The 21113-nt window shown below is 40.4% G+C and carries 15 protein-coding genes and 1 tRNA gene; all 16 read right to left on the minus strand.

Annotation, left to right across the window (positions count from 1 at the left end; translation table 11 throughout):
* Positions 1–15: 15 nt before the first annotated feature.
* The 16 genes from BLR54_RS13570 to BLR54_RS13645 all read right to left on the minus strand — a co-directional run bounded on the left by BLR54_RS13570 (position 16) and on the right by BLR54_RS13645 (position 21100).
* Positions 16–873, minus strand: a complete 858-nt coding sequence (locus BLR54_RS13570; RefSeq protein WP_090421981.1) for an NAD(P)-dependent oxidoreductase — start codon at positions 871–873, stop codon at positions 16–18.
* Between the two features lie 37 nt (positions 874–910).
* Complete coding sequence (locus BLR54_RS13575) at positions 911–1594, minus strand: transaldolase family protein (RefSeq protein WP_090421983.1); 684 nt, start codon at positions 1592–1594, stop codon at positions 911–913.
* Positions 1595–1756: 162 nt separating this feature from the next.
* Entirely contained in the window at positions 1757–3181 is a 1425-nt protein-coding gene (locus BLR54_RS13580; RefSeq protein WP_090421985.1) for an SLC13 family permease, read from the minus strand.
* Between the two features lie 97 nt (positions 3182–3278).
* Positions 3279–4484, minus strand: coding sequence for an ROK family transcriptional regulator (locus BLR54_RS13585; RefSeq protein ID WP_090421987.1), 1206 nt, complete (start codon positions 4482–4484; stop codon positions 3279–3281).
* 163 nt (positions 4485–4647) lie between these two features.
* Complete coding sequence (pyk, locus tag BLR54_RS13590) at positions 4648–6063, minus strand: pyruvate kinase (protein ID WP_090421988.1); 1416 nt, start codon at positions 6061–6063, stop codon at positions 4648–4650.
* A gap of 228 nt (positions 6064–6291) precedes the next feature.
* Positions 6292–7410, minus strand: a complete 1119-nt coding sequence (gene glgD / locus BLR54_RS13595; protein ID WP_090421990.1) for a glucose-1-phosphate adenylyltransferase subunit GlgD — start codon at positions 7408–7410, stop codon at positions 6292–6294.
* 3 nt (positions 7411–7413) lie between these two features.
* Positions 7414–8553, minus strand: coding sequence for a glucose-1-phosphate adenylyltransferase (locus BLR54_RS13600; protein ID WP_090421992.1), 1140 nt, complete (start codon positions 8551–8553; stop codon positions 7414–7416).
* A 273-nt stretch (positions 8554–8826) separates the two neighbouring features.
* Positions 8827–8898: transfer RNA gene (locus tag BLR54_RS13605), tRNA-Glu, on the minus strand.
* Positions 8899–9088: 190 nt separating this feature from the next.
* Positions 9089–11554 carry a glycosyltransferase family 2 protein gene (locus BLR54_RS13610; protein ID WP_242871258.1) on the minus strand — a complete coding sequence of 822 codons (2466 nt, stop codon included), beginning with the start codon at positions 11552–11554 and terminating at the stop codon, positions 9089–9091.
* Positions 11555–11609: 55 nt separating this feature from the next.
* On the minus strand, positions 11610–15146 hold the full coding sequence (locus BLR54_RS13615) for a rhamnan synthesis F family protein (RefSeq protein WP_090421994.1): 3537 nt from the start codon (positions 15144–15146) through the stop codon (positions 11610–11612).
* On the minus strand, positions 15146–15697 hold the full coding sequence (locus BLR54_RS13620; RefSeq protein ID WP_090421996.1) for a hypothetical protein: 552 nt from the start codon (positions 15695–15697) through the stop codon (positions 15146–15148). The genes BLR54_RS13615 and BLR54_RS13620 overlap by 1 nt, the downstream gene beginning before the upstream one ends.
* 30 nt (positions 15698–15727) lie before the next feature.
* Complete coding sequence (locus BLR54_RS13625) at positions 15728–17047, minus strand: ABC transporter ATP-binding protein (protein ID WP_090421998.1); 1320 nt, start codon at positions 17045–17047, stop codon at positions 15728–15730.
* Positions 17048–17392: 345 nt separating this feature from the next.
* Positions 17393–18214: a glycerophosphodiester phosphodiesterase gene (locus tag BLR54_RS13630; RefSeq protein ID WP_090422000.1), complete on the minus strand. Its 822-nt coding sequence runs from the start codon at positions 18212–18214 to the stop codon at positions 17393–17395.
* A gap of 126 nt (positions 18215–18340) precedes the next feature.
* Positions 18341–19390 carry a hypothetical protein gene (locus BLR54_RS13635; protein ID WP_090422002.1) on the minus strand — a complete coding sequence of 350 codons (1050 nt, stop codon included), beginning with the start codon at positions 19388–19390 and terminating at the stop codon, positions 18341–18343.
* A 13-nt stretch (positions 19391–19403) separates the two neighbouring features.
* Complete coding sequence (locus BLR54_RS13640) at positions 19404–20213, minus strand: hypothetical protein (protein WP_143008453.1); 810 nt, start codon at positions 20211–20213, stop codon at positions 19404–19406.
* Positions 20214–20284: 71 nt separating this feature from the next.
* Positions 20285–21100 carry an ABC transporter permease gene (locus tag BLR54_RS13645; protein WP_090422006.1) on the minus strand — a complete coding sequence of 272 codons (816 nt, stop codon included), beginning with the start codon at positions 21098–21100 and terminating at the stop codon, positions 20285–20287.
* Positions 21101–21113: the final 13 nt, after the last annotated feature.

Consider the following 21113-nt stretch of genomic DNA (forward strand, 5'->3'; position numbering starts at 1 on the left):
TCGGCCACCTACTTCTTATCTGTCTCTTACAACCTTGATTGTGGCTCTGAAATCTTCCTTTGCCATACCTCTATCAAGCGCTGTCTGATATACATTAAGTGCATTTTCCTCTCCTGGCATCTGAACCCCACACTCATTTGCAAGGTTCACACATATTTTTACATCCTTAGCCATATTCTCAATTGAAAATGCTGTTGTGTAGTCCTCTGCCTCAAGCTTCTTTGCCTGACCGTCTAAGTACCAGTTTGAAGCTCCGCCATATGAAACTGCTGTTGAAAAATCTGGAATTGTGATTCCGTTTGCCTTAGCAAGAGTGATTGTCTCGTTTACACCGTTCTGAATCTGTGAAACAAGAGCGTTGTGACAAATCTTCATAACCAAACCTTTTCCATTGTCACCCATTCTGATAACGTTGCATCCCATATACAATAGGATAGGTTTCATTAATTCGAAGATTTTCTCATCGCCACCAACGTATATACCAAGTGTTCCGTCAATTGCTGCTGGCTTTGACTTTACAACTGGCGCATCAATAAACTGTGCACCTGTCTTTTTAACCATTTCAGAAATCTCCACTGAAACGCTTGGATCAATTGTGCTCATGTCGATACAGATCTTTGAAGAATCAAGCACTCCCACAATTGACTGATAAACTGACTTTGAATGTTCACTCTTTGGAACCATAGAAATGATAACGTCAGATTTCTGTGCCAACTCTACTGAATCCTTGCAAGGTACTGCACCCTTTGAGGCAAGCAAATCAACCTTTTCCTTTATAAAGTCGAAACAGTAAACTGTGTCATCATGTTTTTTTACGATATTCTCACACATGGACTCACCCATGATGCCGAGTCCGATAAATCCTATTTTCATTGTATCCCCCCTGATAATCAATGTTTTATTAACTCATCTACTGTGCTGTGTTGTCCCATGCTTCACAGAAGGTTTTAAGTCCCTGTGTTGTGTATGCATGCTTCATGCAATCCTGATATACTGCAAGTCCACAAGTAACAATGTCTGCACCTGCTACTGCACAATCAGCAATCTGCTTTGGTGTACGAAGTGCTGCACAGATAATTTGTGTCTTTCCGTGATATCCATAGTTCTTATAAATCTCTACGATATTCTTAATGTATTCCTTGCAATCCTCTCCGTTCTGCTCTTTCCATCCAATGAATGGTGAAACGAAAAGTGAACCATTCTTTGCTGGAAGAATTGCCTGAGCTGGCGAAAAGATAAGAGTTACGTTTGTTCTGATACCTTCCTTTTCAAGAATTCTAGCTGCTGCAATACCTGACTCGATTGCAGGAATCTTAATAACGAAGTTTGGACTAAGCTTAGCAACCTCTCTTGCCATCTTTATCATATCTTCTGTGTTATCAAAGTGTGGATTAATCTCTACTGATACTGGGAACTTATCAACCCCCTCAAGTCCCTCTTCTTTAATCCAGTTAGCAATATCTGTGATTGCTGTCATAAAAGGTTTTTCGCTCAGCATTATATGTCTTGGATTGGTAGTAACACCATCAATACCAAAAGTGTTGTATGCGAGTTTAATTTCATCTAATTTTGCACTGTCTAAAAAGAACTTCATTTGTGTGCCTCCTCCTTTAATTAAATCTCTTAATTAATTATCATTATCATCATCTACTTGGTCTATGTCAATCATTTTGATACCATTTTCAAGTTTTCGTAAATTTTAATTAAATCTTTTAATTATTTTTTATAAAACTTTACTAATTGATTCTGACTTATCCTATAAAACCCCAAATCCTGACCAAATAAGCATTGTCAGGTAGCCTACTGCCACTGCTGCAACCATTCTTGCACCGCAAACAACTAGGCCATTCTTTAATAATTTTTCTGGATCCAATCCATATCCCACTGAAATAGCTCTGACACTAACTGGTAGTAACGATTCGAAATTCATGCCCATAGCTGTAGTGAAAATATATGGTATTGGATTCAACCCCATTTGTGTTGTAACCCCTATCACTATAGGTAGTGTAACAGCTGCAGACACTGTACTGTTTGTCATTTCGGAGATAAAACATGCAAAAACGGTGAAAATGAAAATTGTGCCTAAACCACCGCTTAAATTGGCCTTTGAAATAAGTGTTGCAATAGATTCATTAGCCCCTGAACCAACAAGAATTTGCCCTAATGCAAGGCCTCCTGCGAAGAGTAGAAGCATGCCCCACATAACTTCTTTTTGAGCCTTATCCCAGGTAAGAAGCATCTCTTTTTTCTCAGCAGAAACAATAACGAAATTTAAAAATCCTAGAATCAAAAACAAATATGCTGGAACAAGTCCTGGAAGAAGCTCTGCATATAAAGGTCTGATAAAAGAACCTAACATTGCTGCAATAAACAATACAAGACTAATCTTTTCATCCTTTTTCATTGGGCCTAGCTCTTCATAGCACTTTTCAAAATACTCCTTGGTGCCTGATAAAGAGTTAGTTTCCAGTGGCTTCAAAAGCATCACTACAAGCACCACTGCAGTGGCAATAATTGTATATGGCAACATTCTGGTAATCCAGTCCACGTACATAAACTCTTTTCCTGTATAGTCCTCTATGAAAGAAATTGCAGTTATGTTCATGGCTCCACCTAAAGGTGTTCCTGCTCCTCCCACCTGAGAGCCCCAGGCAATGGCACAAAGAATTGGTGTAGCCACCTCACATTTTTTAATATCCTTATATCCTGCTGCTGCAAGCATCGATACCGCAATAGGAGTAAAAATAGCTACCACTACAACGTTTGGCATCATGTTAGACATTACTACTGCTGCCAAAAGCCATACGGTTATTTGAGACTTCATGGATGGGCCTATAAGAGAAAGTGCCTTTAAGGATATTCTCTTATCCAATCCTATCTCCGACCAAGGTGCTGTAAGTAAGCATGATCCAAAAATCAGTATGATACTTCCAGAAGCATATTGGGAAATCACACTATCCATTGGCACCATATTAAAGAGTGCATTTAAGGCTACTGGTAGCAATGCTGTAACCGTAATGTCCACCGGTCTTGTGACCCACCAATATATCATCCAGGTGCCTACACCTATTCCCTTTGCAGCATTAAGTTCGGTGACGCCAGAACTTCCCAAGGCAAAAACAATCAACGCAAATAGCCCCGGCCCCATTAATAAATTAATAATTCTTTTCTTGTTGTCCATGATAAAAACCTTCCCCTTTGATTAAGACTTTTAATTAATTATTCCGAAAAAATAGGAGAGATTTACTTCTCCCCTACTATTCCTTCAGGTATTAATTCTATGCATAAAACCATTCGTTAAGCGCTGTAGCTAAAGGCTCAATGTGATTCTCACGAATGCTGTTTTCCGACTTGATAAACACACCTTCCTTCAGGCTACTGTCATATTCTTTATATTTCTGTATGAATCTCTTATAGATGCCTTCTACATCAAACATGTACCCCATCAGTATGACCTTTCCTGGATCTAACAGGGTTCTATAATTCCTCATAGAGAAAGCTAACATCTCTATTTTAGAATCAAAGATATCCAGAATCTTTTCGTCTGATATCTCCGCCCACTCATCAACGTTTTTGTAGGTCATTTCGTTGCCTTCATTAAACCACTGTTCCAGGCCTGGCATCTTCTTTGGAGCCTTTTCATACTCCGCCTGAATGTCGTCCATAATTGCATGGGTGGAAATCTCTGTCTCAAGGCAACCCTTCATTCCGCAGTTGCATGGCTTTCCATCTTTATTAACAGAAACATGTCCGATTTCTGCTGACATGCCATTGGCACCACCATAGATACAATGGTCTGTAATAATGGCAGAGCCAACACCCGGGCCCCATTTCAAAATAATGAAGTTGGCATCCTCTTTTCCGTCTCCAAAAAGAATCTCGTTTTCAGCAGATGTCTTAAGGTTGTTTTCCACAACAACTCTAATGCCAAGCTTTTCTGACAAAATCTTGCCCACAGGAACTGGCTTGGTCCAGATACTAAAGGAATTTACACTGATACCTTTTTCCCTGTCCACAAGACCTGGAACAGATACTGCTGCACCTAAAACATCATTCTTTGATATGCCCTTTCCCCACATTATCTTGGCACTTTCTACCGCGATTTTTTCTAGGAAGATTTCAGGCTTTCCTTTCTTTTCAGTTAAGATTGTGATGCTGTCTAGAACCAATCCCTTCAGGTTGGTTATAGAAATGTACGTCTCATCCGTTTCAATGCAAATGCACAAAATATATTTGTACAACGGGTTGATATCCACAAGAATCTTCTTGCGCCCGGCTCGTTTTTCCTCTACAGCCTCTCCAAGCTCGTTAATTATGCCCTCATCAATTAACTCATTGCAGATAAGTGTTACGCTGGCTGCAGTTAACCCAGCTTTTTTCGCTATATCCTTTCTGGACATAGCCCCCTCATTATTTAGGATGTGAAGTATCGCAGATCTGTTATTATTTTTTACATTTTCCAGATTAATTCCTTGATATTTCATATTCCCCTCTCTGATATTTATTTAAAGCTTTTAATTAATTACTATTATGGTGTCTACAATCCCTGATGTCAACAATATTTTTAATTATTTCTGATTAACTTTTAATTCATTATATAAAAAAAACGCCTCTCTTTCGAGAGGCATTTTATTATGTCATATTCTATTACTGAATAGTCTCAACCTTGATTGTGTTTGTGTTACCAACGTTACCGTCGATAGGACCACCTGTAAGAACAACCATGTCGCCCTGCTTTAAGTTAAACATCTGCTGAACACGGTTTGTTGCATGGTAGAACATAACATCAAGAGACTTGAATCTGTCTACGAGAACTGGTGTAACACCCCAGCTAAGAGCAAGTCTTCTCCAAACCTTCTTGTCTGTAGTCATAGCTACAACATCTACTGGGCAACGGAAACGGCTAACACGCTTTGCTGTGTAACCAGACATTGTGCAAGCAACGATTGCCTTTGCTTCAACATCGATAGCCATTGAACATGTTGAATGGCAAACAGCATCTGCTGTGTTGATAACAGCGATATCTTCCTTGTGGAAACGACCTTCGTAGTTGATGTCGTTCTCTGTAGTCTCAGCGATTTCTGCCATTGTTGCAACAGCCTGAACTGGGTATTTACCCTGAGCTGACTCGCCTGAAAGCATGATAGCTGATGTACCATCATAAACAGCGTTAGCAACGTCAGAAATCTCAGCACGTGTAGGACGTGGATTTGTAATCATAGACTCAAGCATTTCTGTTGCTGTAACAACGCTCTTACCAAGAGCACGAGCCTTTGCGATAAGCTCCTTCTGAACAGCTGGAAGCTTAACGAATGGAATCTCAACACCAAGATCACCACGGGCTACCATGATACCATTTGCAATCTCAAGGATTTCCTCAACATTGTCAACACCTGGCTGATTCTCAATCTTTGCGATAACGACGATATCCTTACCACCGTTTTCATCAAGGAAAGTTCTAAGCTCTTCCATATCCTTCTTTGTAGAAACGAAAGAAGCTGCAACGAAATCAACTTCGTTCTCGATACCGAAAAGGATATCCTTCTTGTCCTGCTCTGAAAGATAAGGACCAGACATAACCTTGTTAGGGAAGCTCATAGACTTCTTGTTTGACATTGTTCCGCCTGTTGTACACTTTGTGATAACGTCATGTCCCTGGATGTCTGTAACCTCGAAGAACACGATACCATTACATACTGAAAGTGTGTCACCAACTGCAAGATCCTTGTGAAGGTTCTTGTGTGTAACTGAAACACGTGTCTCATCACCTTCAACATCATCTGTTGTGAAGATGAATGTGTCGCCTTCTTTAACAGTAACTGAACCGTCTTTGAAGGTCTTAATACGATACTCTGGGCCCTTTGTATCAAGCAAAATAGCGATTGGAAGGTTAAGCTTCTTGCGAACCTTTTTAACCAAATCCATCTTCATGCCCTGCTCCTCATGATCTCCATGGGAGAAGTTCATTCTTGCTACGTTCATACCGGCTTTTGCCATCTCTGTAAGAGTTTCCTCATTCATGCTGGCTGGACCGATTGTACAAATAATTTTTGTTTTTCTCATTCAAAAAACCTCTCTATCTTTATCTTTAAACAACACACGTTTAAAAAATCGAAATCCGTTCTATGATAACACCAAATGGCATTTCAGTAAACAACAGATTTCTATTATTTGTCCGTAAAGCCCCCTAATATCTCCCAACATTATTACTTTTCTATTTTATCATAAAGAATAACATATGTCCTTGTACGAAGTGTGAAAATAACGGTTCATTTTTGTACTATTTGCCAACTACAAAACATCGTTACGTCTTACATAGGCAGGAGTAACTGATTCAGACACAATCTTCTTCACATTCTTCACCTTTACCCACTTATCAATAACGGCATTTTCAATATAAGTTCCGTCAGAAATATCTGTGTATGATAGAATTATTGAATTCTTTATGATTGCTCCCTTTCCAATGTGCACATTACGTCCGATGATTGAATTCTCAACAGTTCCTTCGATAAGAGCCGCGTTACAAACCATAGAGTTGGTAACCTTTGCTCCCTGGAAGTACTGAGTTGGACAGGCATCAGTGGTCTTTGTGTAGAATGGCCAATCCTGCTTAAAGAAATCCATGGCAGTTTCATAATCAAGAAGTTCCATATTTGCTCTGTAGAAATCATCCAAACTGGTGATTGCTGCAAAAAATCCCTTGTGCTGATAGCCTCTTACATCAAGTGTTTCGCAAGAAAGACCAATCATATCTGCCAAAGAATATGCGCTTGATTCTCTTCTAGCCTTTCTAATCAAATCTACAAAAAGCTTCTTAGACATAACATAGGTGTCCATGCTGATGTTCTTCTCCTTGGCAGTACCCATGTTTCTCTCTAGACTTTGAACACCCTTTTGCTTGTTGAGATTTACCACGTTACAAGCTCTGTAATATTCCTTTGCCTGATCCACCTTGTGATAAAGGACAGTAATATCATTTCCTGCCTCTACATGAGCATCCAAAAGTTCCTGATAGTCCTGCTTGTATACCATGTAGCTAGGAGCAATAATAACGTAATCCTGAGGCATACGCTCTATCTGCTCGCAATTCTCTATATATGCGTTTATATCTGTGTTATAGATAGAATTTGCGCCATTCTGCTGAGTAAACAACAACTGAAGGTTACCACGCTTTGAGTTGATGTTGTAATGACGGCCAGATCCAATATGCTCCACCAAGGAACGAGGACGGCTGTTAAGATAAACGTGAATTCTGTTAATGCCACTGTTACTCATATTTGAAAGGGCAAAGTCTATGACTCTGAATCTTCCAAGGAAAGAAAAGGCTCCAATAGGTCTGTAGTCGTGAAGACCTTCAACTCTAATATAGTTTGCTGCGGAATTAATCACGCCAAAAGCTTTATTTGCCATAGTTTAATCCTCCCCCTTTACATTTTTTGCCACGAGAAGGATTTCCTCGCTTTTCTTTTCGCCAACCTTTGCATTTTTGCCAATGCGGACATTCTCGGCCACCAGGGCACGGGTAACCACTGCACCCTCTTCAACAATAGCACCTGGCATAAGCACTGAATCAATAACCTTTGCTCCCGGAGCAATCTTGCAGTTTGTGAATATTACTGAGCGGGTTACAGCACCTCCTACTGCTGCACCCTGATTAATATATGCACCATCAATCTTTGCTGAGGCTGCTATATACTGAGGAACGATTCCTGAATCCTCGGTGTAAATCTTCCAAGAAGTATCATCCAAGTTAAGCTCGTTGTCGCTATCTAAAAGATCCATGTTTGCTTCCCAAAGAGAATCGATGGTTCCAACATCCTTCCAATAGCCTGAGAACTCGTAGGCACAAAGCTTCTTATCATCATTAAGCATCACTGGAATTATGTCATTTCCAAAGTCATGGCTAGAATCAGGATTTTTCATATCCTCAATCAAAAGCTTTCTAAGAGTCTTCCATGTGAAGATGTAGATTCCCATAGATGCCAGATTGCTCTTTGGCTTAGCTGGCTTTTCTTCAAACTCAACGATTCTGCCATCGCCATCAGTGTTCATGATTCCGAAGCGGCTAGCCTCTCTCATAGGCACACTTCTAACTGCAATAGTCGCGTCAGCCTTTTGTTCCTTGTGGAATCTAAGCATCTTGTCATAATTCATTTTGTAAATGTGGTCCCCAGAAAGCACCAACAAATATTCTGGATCATACGCATCGATGAAATCGATATTCTGAGAAATAGCATCAGCTGTGCCCCTGTAAACATCAAGACCTGAATCAGCCTTTTCACGAGGTGTTAAAACAAACACACCACTATCCTTGGTATCAAGTCCCCATCTACCGCCAGCGGCAACATAGCTATTAAGCAATACTGATTCGTACTGGGTAAGAACACCCACGATATCAATACCCGAGTTTGCACAGTTACTAAGAGGAAAATCGATGATACGATATTTACCTCCATAAGAAACTGCCGGCTTTGCAACCTTGTTAGTCAAATCATGCAGACGACTTCCACGTCCACCAGCTAAAATCATAGCCAGCATATTGGTTTGAGCCATATAATTACCTCCCTTTCAAAAATACTTCCCTTCAATAATCCTTCAAATTTAATCTCTCTCCGCCCAATTAAATCTGATATATACTTTTATTCTAATGGTTTTGCACAAATATCGCAATTAATTCCGGGATTTATTGTATATTTTCTATAAAGAATTGCATCAAAAAAGCACTTCAAACTTTTTCCAAGTTTTAAAGTGCTTTTTCTTAATATAATCCTGTTTTAAAATCTCATATAAACAAAAAAGCATCGCGAGCTACGCGATGCTTTTTAGCAGTTCCTAGCGGAATCGAACCGCTGTTTTCGCCGTGAGAGGGCGACGTCTTAACCGCTTGACCAAGGAACCATATGTCCTAACGACAAGAAGTATATTACTATGGATTCTTCCATACGTCAATAGAAAAATCACTATTTTTTAATATTCAGAATTATTCAAACATTCTGACAGTAATAAACAATATCTTTCAGTGGTCTTTTACCAGTAAATCCTTATAAAAAGAGCTAACCTGCCACCATGACAAGTCAGCTCTAAAATCTTACTCTTCTTTTAATCTGTACCATCCATCCAGGATTGAAAGATTTGGATTGTAATATGGGTCGCCTGTTTCTAAGATATCAGGCCAAAGCTTTTCAAGCTTCTCCACCTCTGAATTAAATCGGGCAACCTTTTCGCCTGTATCTTCATAGCCACGAGACTTTGACTCGTAATGATAAAGCTCCGCGTGTGGATTGTAAACCACAAGATATCCCTTGTCGCGAACCTTCATACAGAAGTCTACATCGTTAAAGGCAACGGCCAAATCCTCTGTAAGACCATTAACCTCTTCAAATACATCCTTTCTAACCATAAGGCAGGCAGCTGTAACGGCAGAAAGATCCTGAGTGGTAACTGCACGGAACATGTAACCTGGCTCACTGCGCTCAAGGCCAACAAAGGTGTGGCCAGCAATACCGCCAATTCCCATTACAACACCTGCGTGCTGCACAGTGTTGTCAGGATAGTAAAGAAGGGCTCCGCAGATACCTACATCTGGACGAAGGCAAACGTCAACAAGCTCCTTGATACAGGTCTCATTGATAATCTCTGTATCGTTGTTGAGAAGCAGGAACATATCTCCAGTGGCATGCTTTGCTCCCAAGTTGTTGATTGCTGAGAAGTTGAAGCCAGGAGTCTCGTAGTGAACGATTTTTACATCCTCACGTCCTTCGATAGACTTGTAATATTCGAAGGTCTCAGGCTCTGTGGAATTGTTCTCCACAATAACGTACTCAATATTCTTATAAGAAGACTTTGCATCAATAGACTTGATACACTTGTCTAAATCGTCTGTGTGATCCTTGTTAGGAATGATGATGGAAACCTTTGGCTCCTTGTCCCAGTTGTAAATGGTGCGGTAGCAGCCATAGAAGGTATCCTGCTCAACAGTGGCAGGAATGCCAAGTCTGTCATAGTGAGCCTGAACTGCACGAGCACCAGCATCGAAAGCGTAAAGCTTGCTTTCTGCTGACATAGCTGTGGAAGCAGCATGGCTTCTCCAGTGATAGAGAGCCTTTGGCACATGATGAATCTTTTCAGCCACCTCACAGTATCTAAGAATCAAATCGTGATCCTGAGCGCCATCATATTCCTTATTGAAACCACCAACCTTTTCATATAAATCGCGACGGAAAATGAAAAGATGGCAGATATAATTTACTGAACAAAGTAAGTCTAAGTTGAAATCTGGCTTAAACACTGGCTCAAAATATTCCTTGGAATCCATGGAAATCTTGTCCTCGTCAGTGTAGATAACATCAATGGTTCTGTCTGCATTTATAGCAGACACACACTCGTACATTGCGTTTGGAGCAAGAGTATCGTCGTGGTCTGAAAGCACGATGAAGTCACCTGTAGCAAGAGCGATGGCAGCATTTGTGTTGTCGGAAATGCCAAGGTTTGCCTCAAGGTGAGTGTATTTAACACGGCTGTCTGAGCCATATTTCTTTTCAATGAATTTGCCAAGACTGTCATCTGGGCTGCCATCTGCAAGGCAAAGCTCCCAGTTTGTGTAAGTCTGAGCAACAATGGAATCAACAAGCTCCACAAGGAACTTCTCTGGAGTCTGATACATAGGAATAACAATACTCATAAGAGGATTGTATTCAAACTTTGTATCACGCTGACGCTGAAGCTCCACCTCTGTAGGGCCAAAGCTTGTAAGGAAATCCATGTAGGTATACTTTGGTGCCTCTGAATCCTTAAGCTTGTCAAAGGCATGCTTGATAGTAGCACTGATACCATTATCCTGACGGTAAAGCTCAATACGCTCCCAAAGTGACTTCTTCGGAAGAAGATTTCCGCCAGTAAGTACATGCTCTGTATCTACCTTGCAATCGTAAACCTGTCCATTTGCAGTGATTGTAAGGCGAAGCTTTTTATAGTTGCCCTTATCGAAGACGATTTCCAAGCCGGAATCGCACTTTTCTGTAAGCTCTGGATAAACTCCGTAAACATCCTTACGGAACATTCTCTTAACTGAGATCGGAATCTCTGTGTTTCCATCATAAAGATGGAATTCCTCTGGCACATTTCCAATGGCCCAGCCAAGAATCTGAATCTTGTCCTCTGTGACAGCTGCACGCTCAAGGTTGTATTCATATTCCTTCTTAAGCTTCTGAAGGTCCTTGCCCTTTGCCTTGTAAACAACTTCACAAACCTGATTCTTGCTTCCGTTTTCACCTAAAACGCAAATAAGCTTTAGGCTCTTTACTGTAGATAAATCTGTTGGAAGCTGAATCTCGCCAACATATTCCTTAGAAACGCTTTTGTGAGCTGCAATGTAGCGACGACGAACCTCGTTGCCTTCGTTGATGGTGATGTCCATCTTGTAAGGCTGTCCGTTCATCTCTGCCACAAGCTCGTAACCCTTTGGATTGTCAAAAGGGTAAAAGCCCTGGAATAATAATGTATTTTTCTTTGTAAGATGGTATCTGATAAATACCACGTTAAATGTATCTCTCATATTTTAGTAACACCTCATCAGTCACCTTTGGTGACAGCTTCCCCTCAAGGGGAAGTCAATTATATTCAACCACCCAGGTGCCGGTTTTTACGTCGAACTTTTGAACACCGTCGTTGCAGTAGCTATCCTCCACCTGAAGGGCGGTTGCAATTCTTTCGGTTAAAGTACCAGCTGCTATTATATCATGGAATAAATCTTCTACAACTGTTGGATTGCAAAGTTCTGTATCCTCAAGTGGAAGCTGCTTGCAAACAGAGCCGTACTGGCTTACAAATGCAAGAATACCGCTCTGGAGGCGCTTAACATCCTCGCTGAGGTAGTCGTCATCCTTGAAATGAGGCTGTGGCTTTCCATTTTCCATAGTGAAATGTGTAAGCTGACCAAATGGCGCAGCAAGGGCATTCTCCAAGAAGAGCTGGTATCTAAGAACCTTGCTCTTTTCAATCATAAGTGGGTCTGTGATTTCATAAATAGCATCTGCTCTTCCGCCAATGCGCTGAGGCTTATTAGAGTGAAGGGCAAGATAATGACCGCCGATATCTCTGCCAGTAAGCTTCATAAGGAAAAACTGGATGGTACCAGAGAAACCAACATCCACAACTGCCACATCTGAAGCACCTGCCATAGCCTCACGAACGTATACAAGATATGCGTTCTTTTCTGCCTTGGCATGCTCTAAAATCTCGTCTCTATAGGAAGCAAGCTTTTCCATGACTTCATCTGGAAGCTCTGTATATTCAAGATGAACATCCTCATCCTCTGGATGAAGCTCAACACCGAAGCGCTCCTTAAGGAAGGTGCTGAAGGTTCCCTTGTATTTCTGAGAGGCAAGTTCTCTAATATCCTCATCGTTTTCAAGGGCTGCCACAGAAACGGCACGTCTCGAAGTGAGGAAGTAGGTCATATCTGGCTCGCCAATTCCTCGGCTGCCGCAATATGCCTTAATAAGTCTCTCAAGCATGTAACCCTCGCGAGAAAGCAAGAGAAGACGCTGATGATTCTTTTTATTTTCAGTTACAATCCACTCTACGAATCTGGCGAGAAGTGGACCGATAACTGTGTAACCAAAGTCATAAATATCCTTAAAGTTTACAGTTCCATCCTCTGCAAAAGCAAATGGAGAATTGAAAAGTGCTCCAGAAAGCGACTGTCCTACCATAAGTGAGTTTGCAAGATTTTCCTTGGCGATAGCCTTGAAATAAGGGAAATCTGAAAGCTCTAACAAGGTGTTGGCATTGAAAATAATGTGGTTTGGAATGCATTTTTCCATAGGAATCTGTGAATCGCTACGGAAATTATCACCCACATGGATAAAGGTCTTTGGATCGTAGTTTTGCATAAGCATATCCCACATCGAACCGTCATCCTTGCGGAACCCAACCTCGCAAGAAATCAAAAGCTCGTCATAGTAGCTTATGCCGCACTTGTGTAGCAAGCCAACAATCTGCACACGGTTAAGGTACATATCGCTAACAAGGATAACTCGCTTGCCCATAGCCTTGAGCTGGTTGTAAACCTCTACCATATCCTTACGAGGAATGCAAAGAGCTGTCTCTAAATCTACCTCAAGCTTTTTGATATCCATGGCAAAGTTGCCCAAAGCCTTGTCCTTTGCCACCTCAACATAAATCTTGTCGATGGTGGTAAGGGCTCCATACTTAGCATTGGCTGTAGCCTCAGCTTCCTTACGAAGCTTTAAGAAATCTACATCAACATTATATTTAGATTTAATAATCTGACCAAGCATGACAAATACATCGTCAGGATTATAAATAGTACGAGCAATCAAGGTATCGAAGATATCGAAGGAAACCACCTGATAGGTGCCAAGCTTCATAATAAGAAGCTCCTTGTCCAGCTTGATACTGTCCATGTATGGACGAAGACTCTTGTTCTTGAAGGTCTCACCGCCGTCAGCATTCAAGATGTATGAATCATAGCCCTGCTTAGCTGTGATAAATGGAACTACGCGCTCCAAAGCGTGAGCAAGTGTACCGTCTGTCTGGCCTGCCTCCTGAGGGAAATCCTCATAAGTGTAGCCGTGCTCTAAAAGTGGGCGAAGGGAATCTGTAGAAGCCCAGAAGAAGGAACCTGCTGGATAATTGAATACAACAGGCATATCCCCAAGATCGTACTCCTCAAAAAGCTTCTTACCAAGCTCCACATTTGCAAGCCATGAATAAGCAATCTCTGGAATCTCTGTATAAATATCTGGATAAATCAATCCAGCGTTGTCATTCTTAAATAAATCAAGGATGTAGTTGATCTGCTCTGGTGAACCTAAAAGAAGATTCAGGCAGTACTGACGCCATCCCATTTTCTCTGAACCTGAGTAAAGAGACTTCTTAGAATGAACATGTAAAAAATAATCGTGTTTTAATATTTCAGATGCAAACACTCCATAAAGAGGTGCCAGGTCACGCCCTCTATTAGGAAGCTTTCTAACATCTGCAACACCAACATTCTTAAGCTCTTTTAACTTAGTCTTTACAGCATTAACATCCCCATCCTCTTTAAGAGAAATATATAAATCGAACTTGTAAGGAATGTTTGCCAAGTAAGAACAAAACTCTGGCAAAAGATCCTCATAGAAAAGATGGATATGAACAGCAAGACTTGGAAGCTTTTCAGCCTGTCCCTGCTTCTTTTGCTTTGCCTCAAGGCGCTTGCGCTTCTCCTCTTCCTTGCGGGCACGCTTTGCCTGACGAGCTGGTGTATCCTCTCGCTTAAGGAAAGCTTTGAAGGCACGGAAGTTTTCTACCGCTTTATAGCCCTTTGAGCCGACAATCTCATCATATTTAGCCTGAAGAATAGTGTTTCCGGCCTCAATATTGCGAATATGAACATCCTTTGCAGCAATAAGTTCCTGAAGCTGCTTAATCTGAAAATCACGACTGGCGATTGTAAAGTCTGCAGCTGTCTTGGTTTGTGATGCCACATGCATTTTCAACTCGCTAAGGTTCTTAACATCCTTAAAGCAGTATTCGCTTTGGAAGTGCTCTTCCATCTTCTGATAGATTGGCTTTTCTGCATCAGGAATCTGAACGAAGCTTGGTGTAAGACCACCAAAAATCATACCTCTGTAAAGAAGGTAGTTGATTGGAATTGGGAAATCGAAGGTCCACTCATAATCGATGATTTCCCAGCCTTTATCTGTAACGATGATATTGTCAAAAATTAAATCTATATCTAAGTATTTAGTTGCAAGCACTCCCTGTGGAAGCTCTACCTTTCCAAATACTTCTTCGAACTCTGGAGTACATTTAAACTCCTCAGCGTGAGGAAGATAAGCCTTGCGGATAGCCTCAACAAAGTCTGCTGTATCCTTTGACTGAAGACGCTTGCCCTCAATAAACTGACACTCGACATTTTCCCCAACTAGTTTTGTTTCATTTACGCAAAAATCAGAGCCCTGCAAGGTTTCCTGCAAGCCTCTGTAGCAATCGTACATTTTAAGAATGTGTGCTTTGGAGTCCTGATTGTATGGTCGCTTGATGACCACCTTCTGGCCGTCACGTTCCACAATATCAGTAATAATATTGAAGCGCGGATTGCGCTCATTAGAAAGCTTTTCGTATAATAATTTATCCATTATTCTCTCGCAATAAGCAGGTAATCTCCTGCACCTCCTCCTATATAATCCTCGGCGTATATCTCTGTGGTATACATGTAATCCGGATGGAGTCTAAAGGTTTTGATATCACCAAATCCCGCTTCCTTAAGAAGCTTTTTGGTGAAAGCTGAAAGTCTATCTTTTTCTGCCAAGGCATATACTAGGCAACCACCTTCCTGAAGAAGATCCTTTAAAGTAGCTGGGGTCTCCGCAAGACTTCCAATATTGAAAATTATGTTAAATTTATCTTTAATTTCTGTAAGTAATTTCTTTTCTATTTCCTCTGGAATAAGTCTGGCAACATCTTCCATGTCTAGGCCGTAGTCATTTGTCATACCAACGATGGTGTTGTCAGCCTTTTCCTTCATCCACTCTACCAGCGATACGCTGTCTGGATTGATCACCAGCACCTGGTCCGAGGACATAATATTCACAGGAGATAGAGCGTTGCTTCTAAGATGGGAATACAACTGAATCGCTTCATCTGTTCCTTCATCGAAAATACGTCTGTTGTACTTTTCCTGAATCATACAAACCTCCATAATTAATTCTAGTTATAATTATTTCACCTGTTCAACGGTTACTTGTGAGTTCATATCATAAAAGCCAACTGTATTTTTTGAGCTAACTACAGTGATGTTTAAAATATCATAAAGCCTGTTGTAGGCTACAAAATCTACACCATCAAAGCCTGTACAGCTGATGGACATAAGGTATTCGCCACCCTGCATATCCATGCGCTGAGTGAAGGTTGCAACATATTCGCTGCCCTCCTTGCAAAGGCCCACGTCACACTTTTCGTACATGGTGTTGGTGCCTGTAACATCGATACCCTTGATAGTCTTGAAGGTAAGGGTAAAGATAGGATTTTCAATATCTGTATTGAAGTGCACCTTTGACTTTACAGTGAAAGTGCTGCCCTTCATGATGGCGTTTGTATAGGTGCCATTTTCATCAATAACAGCAAAATCAACAATCTTTGCTCTGCCGTCACCGTATTCATTAACATTAGGGTTCAGCTGGTAGTTTGACTTCCAATTAGTGTCCCCTGAGTTGTCGGCGATAACTGCACTGTCCGCCTGGCTTGCATTAGCCTCTGCCTCAATAGCTTCTGCCTCGTCAACCTTGCTGCGAAGCACTGGCTCCTGGCCTACCAATATCTTTTTATAGATATCAATCATATCCTTTGGTGTGCCCTCTGCCACCTTGTCACCCTTATTAATAAGGATGGCTCTGTCGCAGTATTTGCTGATGGCCCCTAAATCGTGGGATACGAAAAGGATTGTCTTTCCTGCTTCTTTGAATTCCTCGAACTTCTTGTAGCACTTTGCCTGGAAGAAAACATCACCTACAGAAAGGGCCTCGTCTACAATGAGGATTTCAGGATCAATATTTATAGCAACAGCAAAGGCCAAACGGACAAACATACCTGAAGAGTATGTCTTTACTGGCTGGAAAACGAATTCCCCAATATCTGCAAAGGAAAGGATATCATCAAGCTTCTCGTCGATTTCTTCCTTGCTATAGCCAAGCATGGTGCCGTTTAAGTAAATATTTTCAATACCGGTGTATTCCTGGTTAAAACCTGCGCCAAGCTCAAGGAGGGCTGAGATTCTGCCATCTACGTAAACATCTCCATTGGTAGGAGAAAGAACGCCAGTAATAATCTTTAAAATTGTGGATTTTCCAGAACCATTGGTACCAATAAGACCGACACATTCGCCCTTTTTAACTTCAAAATTCATATCCTTTAAGGCGAAGTGCTCTTTATAGTTCTTTTTTCTTGTGAGGCCAAGGGTGTCAGCCACTCTGGCTTTATTGCTATCAAAAAGCTTGTAGACCTTGTCCACATGCTTAACTTCTATAACATTGTCGCTCATATATGCTCCTAGTGTTTATTTGTTACTATTCACACCCCCCATATTCATAATGGAAGTCTTTCAGACTTCTTTCTCAGTGCTAAAGCACTTAACATTATTCATATGGGGGGAGTCACTGATTCCAGTTTATAAATATTCAAAGATTATTCTTTTACAAGCAAGCTTGACAAGAACTAATCCTTGAATATTTATTACTGTGAATAGTAACAATTGTTTCATTATTTTACCACATTTGTAGACATAGTAAAAGGCACCGGTGCTCCGGTGCCTTTTACGGCTTTAGGCAACCCCATACCTAAAGCTGGGTGAAATATGTTCTAACGCCCCAATACGCGCGCGAACTAACTATTGATAGACTACGTTATCAGTAATCACACCATCCACGCCAAGACGCTGCAGAGAAAGCATCTGGCCCTTTGTCTCCGGTGTGTAACAATATACCTTAGCTCCTGCCTCATGAATAGCGGCCACAGTTCTTGGAGTCAAGGTCTTCATGTTGATTCCGTAGTACTCAGCAGGATATTTTTCTGGGAGATTTGATTTTCCGAAAGATGCCAGCTTCATAATAGGCTGGTCTGGATTAATCTCCTTAATATCCTCAAGATAGTCATATTTGAAGGATAAAAAAATCACCTTATCCAACATGTCATATTTTACAAAAGTATCATAAACCTGAGCTGCAAACTCCTGATCCTCACCAATATCTTTTAACTCGCAAAATATTCGCATATTGGTAGATTGCAACAGGCTCAGGGTCTGATCCAAGGTAGGAATTCTCTCTAATCTGAATTCCCTGTCATACCACTCTCCTGCATCATACTGGAGAAGCTCCTCATATGTATGATCAGCAATTGTTGTCTCGTCTTCTTCACCGTTTATCTTTTGAAGTGTCTCGTCATGGTAAATAACTAGCTGACCGTCCTTTGTCTTTCTAACATCAAACTCAACCGTCTTGGCACCACAGGCGTAGGCCCCTGCGAAAGCACTTAAGGTGTTTTCTGGATAAGCCCCAGAATACCCCCTGTGAGCCACCAATTGTACAACCATATCTTCATCAGCATTTGCCGGTAAATAGTAGAAGGCATTCAAGAATGTAACAGAGCAAAGCAAGGCAACCATGCTGACTGCGACGGTTCTCCCTACTTTAGAAAAATACTTACCCCTCATACGCAAGCCCCCTTTTTCTAGCTAAGTCTATTCTAGCACAAAAAGGAGGCAATAAGGACTACCAAGTCCCCGAAAAAATGCCCTAAATCTCACGTCTATTTTCGTATAATTGTTCTTATGTTCATTTTATTTGATTGGTTTTAGTTCATAGCCATAATAATACAGTTCATCGTTATAGCCCATTTTATGCCTTTTTTCATCCAGCATTTTATCTGCTTCATCAGCCGAAATAGCTTCTATGCCTTCTTCAGCAAGAGCATTAATTGCCAATCTATATGGGTCTTGTGAATCAGATTTATCCTCCAAAATATCAAGGTTTTCTTTATCAACAATATAAACCACATAAAACGGTTCAGTATAATCTCTATTAAGAGAGCATTTCTGAATATACATTCCAATACCTTTGCCAATTAGCTGTTCGTTATATACTAAGTCTCCATCTTGAGCTATGTTATAACCCTCTTCAGAAGAAAGCACAAGTAAGTGATACTTACCGTCGGCATCAATAAAACCTTTTTCATAATCATGTGTTAAATAACTATGCATAAAAGAGAAAAATACATTTCCAGAATATTGTACATCAGTATAGGTTATATCAGTTGCGTCTCCAGAAAAACAGATAATTAGCTCTCCATCTACATTCTTTACTACAAGAGTAAGGTTCAACATCGCCCCTATATCTAGTTTCAATTCATATGTGGAATCTAACCCTAAATCAATATAGCTTTCTTTTACATTGTTTTCGTAAAACCAGTTTTCACCATACTCAGAATTCTCGCTAAGAGTTTGCTCTATATCAATCAATGAATAGCTTTGCCCATCAACAAGAACTTCTGACAATCGAAGGTGTCGAGTAATGTCTCCATCAGCATCAAATACAGCTTTAGTTTTCCCCTCTATGAAGCTTTTATATAATGATTCTGATTCTTCATCTAATTCAATCTGCTCTTTAGGCTTTGAAGAAACATATTCGCGATACACTTCCCATTGGTGATCGTATCTTTCTGTATCATTATCTTCTTGATTATTATTATATGAATTTAGGTCATATGAAGCTTTGCCTAAATCTTCAGTTTCACTAAGTTGCTCTTTTGGCCCAGTTATGTCACTTTTAGTACAGCCCGTCATAGTTATAACCAAAAGCAATGACCACAATACAGCTTTTTTCAAATACATATTCGACCTCATATCATTTAGCTTTAAAAGATTTTACGCTATACCCATCAAAACAACTATATGGATTTTTAACCAATACTATCCCTGCAGCTTCCTCACTGCCATCCGACAGCTCAAACAGTGCATTAAGGACGATTTCATTACCCTTTGATTCGCTTTCATAGGACTTAATATTTGCATATAAAAATCCACTAGAGGGATTATCAACATCAATCTTATCATCTCCTAATATTTCAAACTTCTTGTACACGCCTGAAAATGAATAATAAATATATTCAACCTGTTGCGAAGTAATATATCCTCCATTGGCATCTGCAGCATCATATAGGTAATCGAATCCAAACCAAGAATTCTGGCAAAAACACCATATAAATGCATTCTCAGCTTCTTCGTCCAGTTCATCATCTGAATTAAAATCCTTATAATAGACTGCCATATTTTCTAGTAAGTTTTTTAAATCACCTTCAAGTATAAATTTTGATGAGTAATCACATTTTATTATGCCAAGAGCATCAACCAATTGTTCTCCGTTTATTACTTCTTGTTTGTCAGTTGTAGGATCTAAAGTGTTGTTTTTATCAACAATATCTGTTGATTTTTTGCTATTACTTTTGTTTACAGCATTGCCAACTTCAACATTAGAATTATTTCCACATCCAGCAACCATACAACTAATTATAATTGCTATTATTATTCTTTTGATATAAACCATCTCACCATCAGCTCCTAGTTTACAAAATCTTTCCCATTCTATACTGATATTTTTCTTAATCCAACACTTTGGCAAGTTTAGCTTAATTCTGGCAAATAAAAAAGCTTCCAAAACAATACGAATAGTAATTGTTTTGGAAGCTTTAATTGATTATCTAATATGTGTTACAAAATAATTCTAGTTTACAGTACATCCGCAAATTGACTCTGAAGCTTTTTGAAAACATGTGTGCCAAGTGCGAAAACTACTAGGGCCAGGGCCCAGAAGTAGGCTGTAAGGACTGGGCGAGTCCAGAAGCCGATGTGGTTGATGATACTGTCACGGTAACCGCTGGTGATGTAATACATTGGGTTTAGCTCAAGGATGTAGGCGAGCCAGTTAGGGATGCGGCCGTCTGCGCGCATTCCGTCAAAATTCCACATGATTGGTGTAGCCCATACGCCCACCTGAAGGAAAATATTTACAAGCTGTGCCATATCTCTAAAGAAAACACATAGAGCGCTGGCAAGATATATGATTCCAATAGCAAGCGCCAACATAGCAACTGAATAGTAAATCACCTGGAATATATAAGGACTAAAGCCATAGCCATATAGGAAATATACCAGCAAAGTAAAGAGCACGAAAAATCCATGTACAAACAAGGATGATACCGCCTTTACAATTGGAAGCACATTGATTGGGAACACCACTTTTTTAACCAAGTAGTTGTATTCCAGCAATACGATTGTGCCGGCTGATAAAACCTCACTAAAATAAAACCAAGGAACGATACCTGCTGAAAGCCAAAGTACGAATGGAGCCTCTATTCCTGCCTTTGTACCCTGTGTACCAGCATTTAATGCCTTATCAAAAACAATCCAATAAACAAGCACAGTTACAACAGGCTGTACGAAGGCCCAAATTACGCCTAAGGTGGAGCCTGCGAACTTCTGCTTAAAGTCGTTTCGTGCAAGCTTTGCTATTAACTTTTTGTTAGCTATTATGTCCTTAATCATTTCAAATCCTTTA

It is taken from the genome of Pseudobutyrivibrio sp. YE44 (genome assembly GCF_900104335.1).
GTDB lineage: Bacteria > Bacillota > Clostridia > Lachnospirales > Lachnospiraceae > Pseudobutyrivibrio.

Coding starts and splice junctions, on each gene's coding strand:
- BLR54_RS13575 (WP_090421983.1), bottom strand. CDS start 1,594: ATGAAGTTCTTTTTAGACAGTGCAAAATTAGATGAAATTAAACTCGCA.
- BLR54_RS13615 (WP_090421994.1), bottom strand. CDS start 15,146: ATGGATAAATTATTATACGAAAAGCTTTCTAATGAGCGCAATCCGCGC.
- BLR54_RS13600 (WP_090421992.1), bottom strand. CDS start 8,553: ATGGCTCAAACCAATATGCTGGCTATGATTTTAGCTGGTGGACGTGGA.
- BLR54_RS13630 (WP_090422000.1), bottom strand. CDS start 18,214: ATGAGGGGTAAGTATTTTTCTAAAGTAGGGAGAACCGTCGCAGTCAGC.
- BLR54_RS13570 (WP_090421981.1), bottom strand. CDS start 873: ATGAAAATAGGATTTATCGGACTCGGCATCATGGGTGAGTCCATGTGT.
- BLR54_RS13645 (WP_090422006.1), bottom strand. CDS start 21,100: ATGATTAAGGACATAATAGCTAACAAAAAGTTAATAGCAAAGCTTGCA.
- BLR54_RS13620 (WP_090421996.1), bottom strand. CDS start 15,697: ATGATTCAGGAAAAGTACAACAGACGTATTTTCGATGAAGGAACAGAT.
- BLR54_RS13635 (WP_090422002.1), bottom strand. CDS start 19,390: ATGTATTTGAAAAAAGCTGTATTGTGGTCATTGCTTTTGGTTATAACT.
- BLR54_RS13580 (WP_090421985.1), bottom strand. CDS start 3,181: ATGGACAACAAGAAAAGAATTATTAATTTATTAATGGGGCCGGGGCTA.
- BLR54_RS13625 (WP_090421998.1), bottom strand. CDS start 17,047: ATGAGCGACAATGTTATAGAAGTTAAGCATGTGGACAAGGTCTACAAG.
- BLR54_RS13610 (WP_242871258.1), bottom strand. CDS start 11,554: ATGAGAGATACATTTAACGTGGTATTTATCAGATACCATCTTACAAAG.
- BLR54_RS13585 (WP_090421987.1), bottom strand. CDS start 4,484: ATGAAATATCAAGGAATTAATCTGGAAAATGTAAAAAATAATAACAGA.
- pyk (WP_090421988.1), bottom strand. CDS start 6,063: ATGAGAAAAACAAAAATTATTTGTACAATCGGTCCAGCCAGCATGAAT.
- glgD (WP_090421990.1), bottom strand. CDS start 7,410: ATGGCAAATAAAGCTTTTGGCGTGATTAATTCCGCAGCAAACTATATT.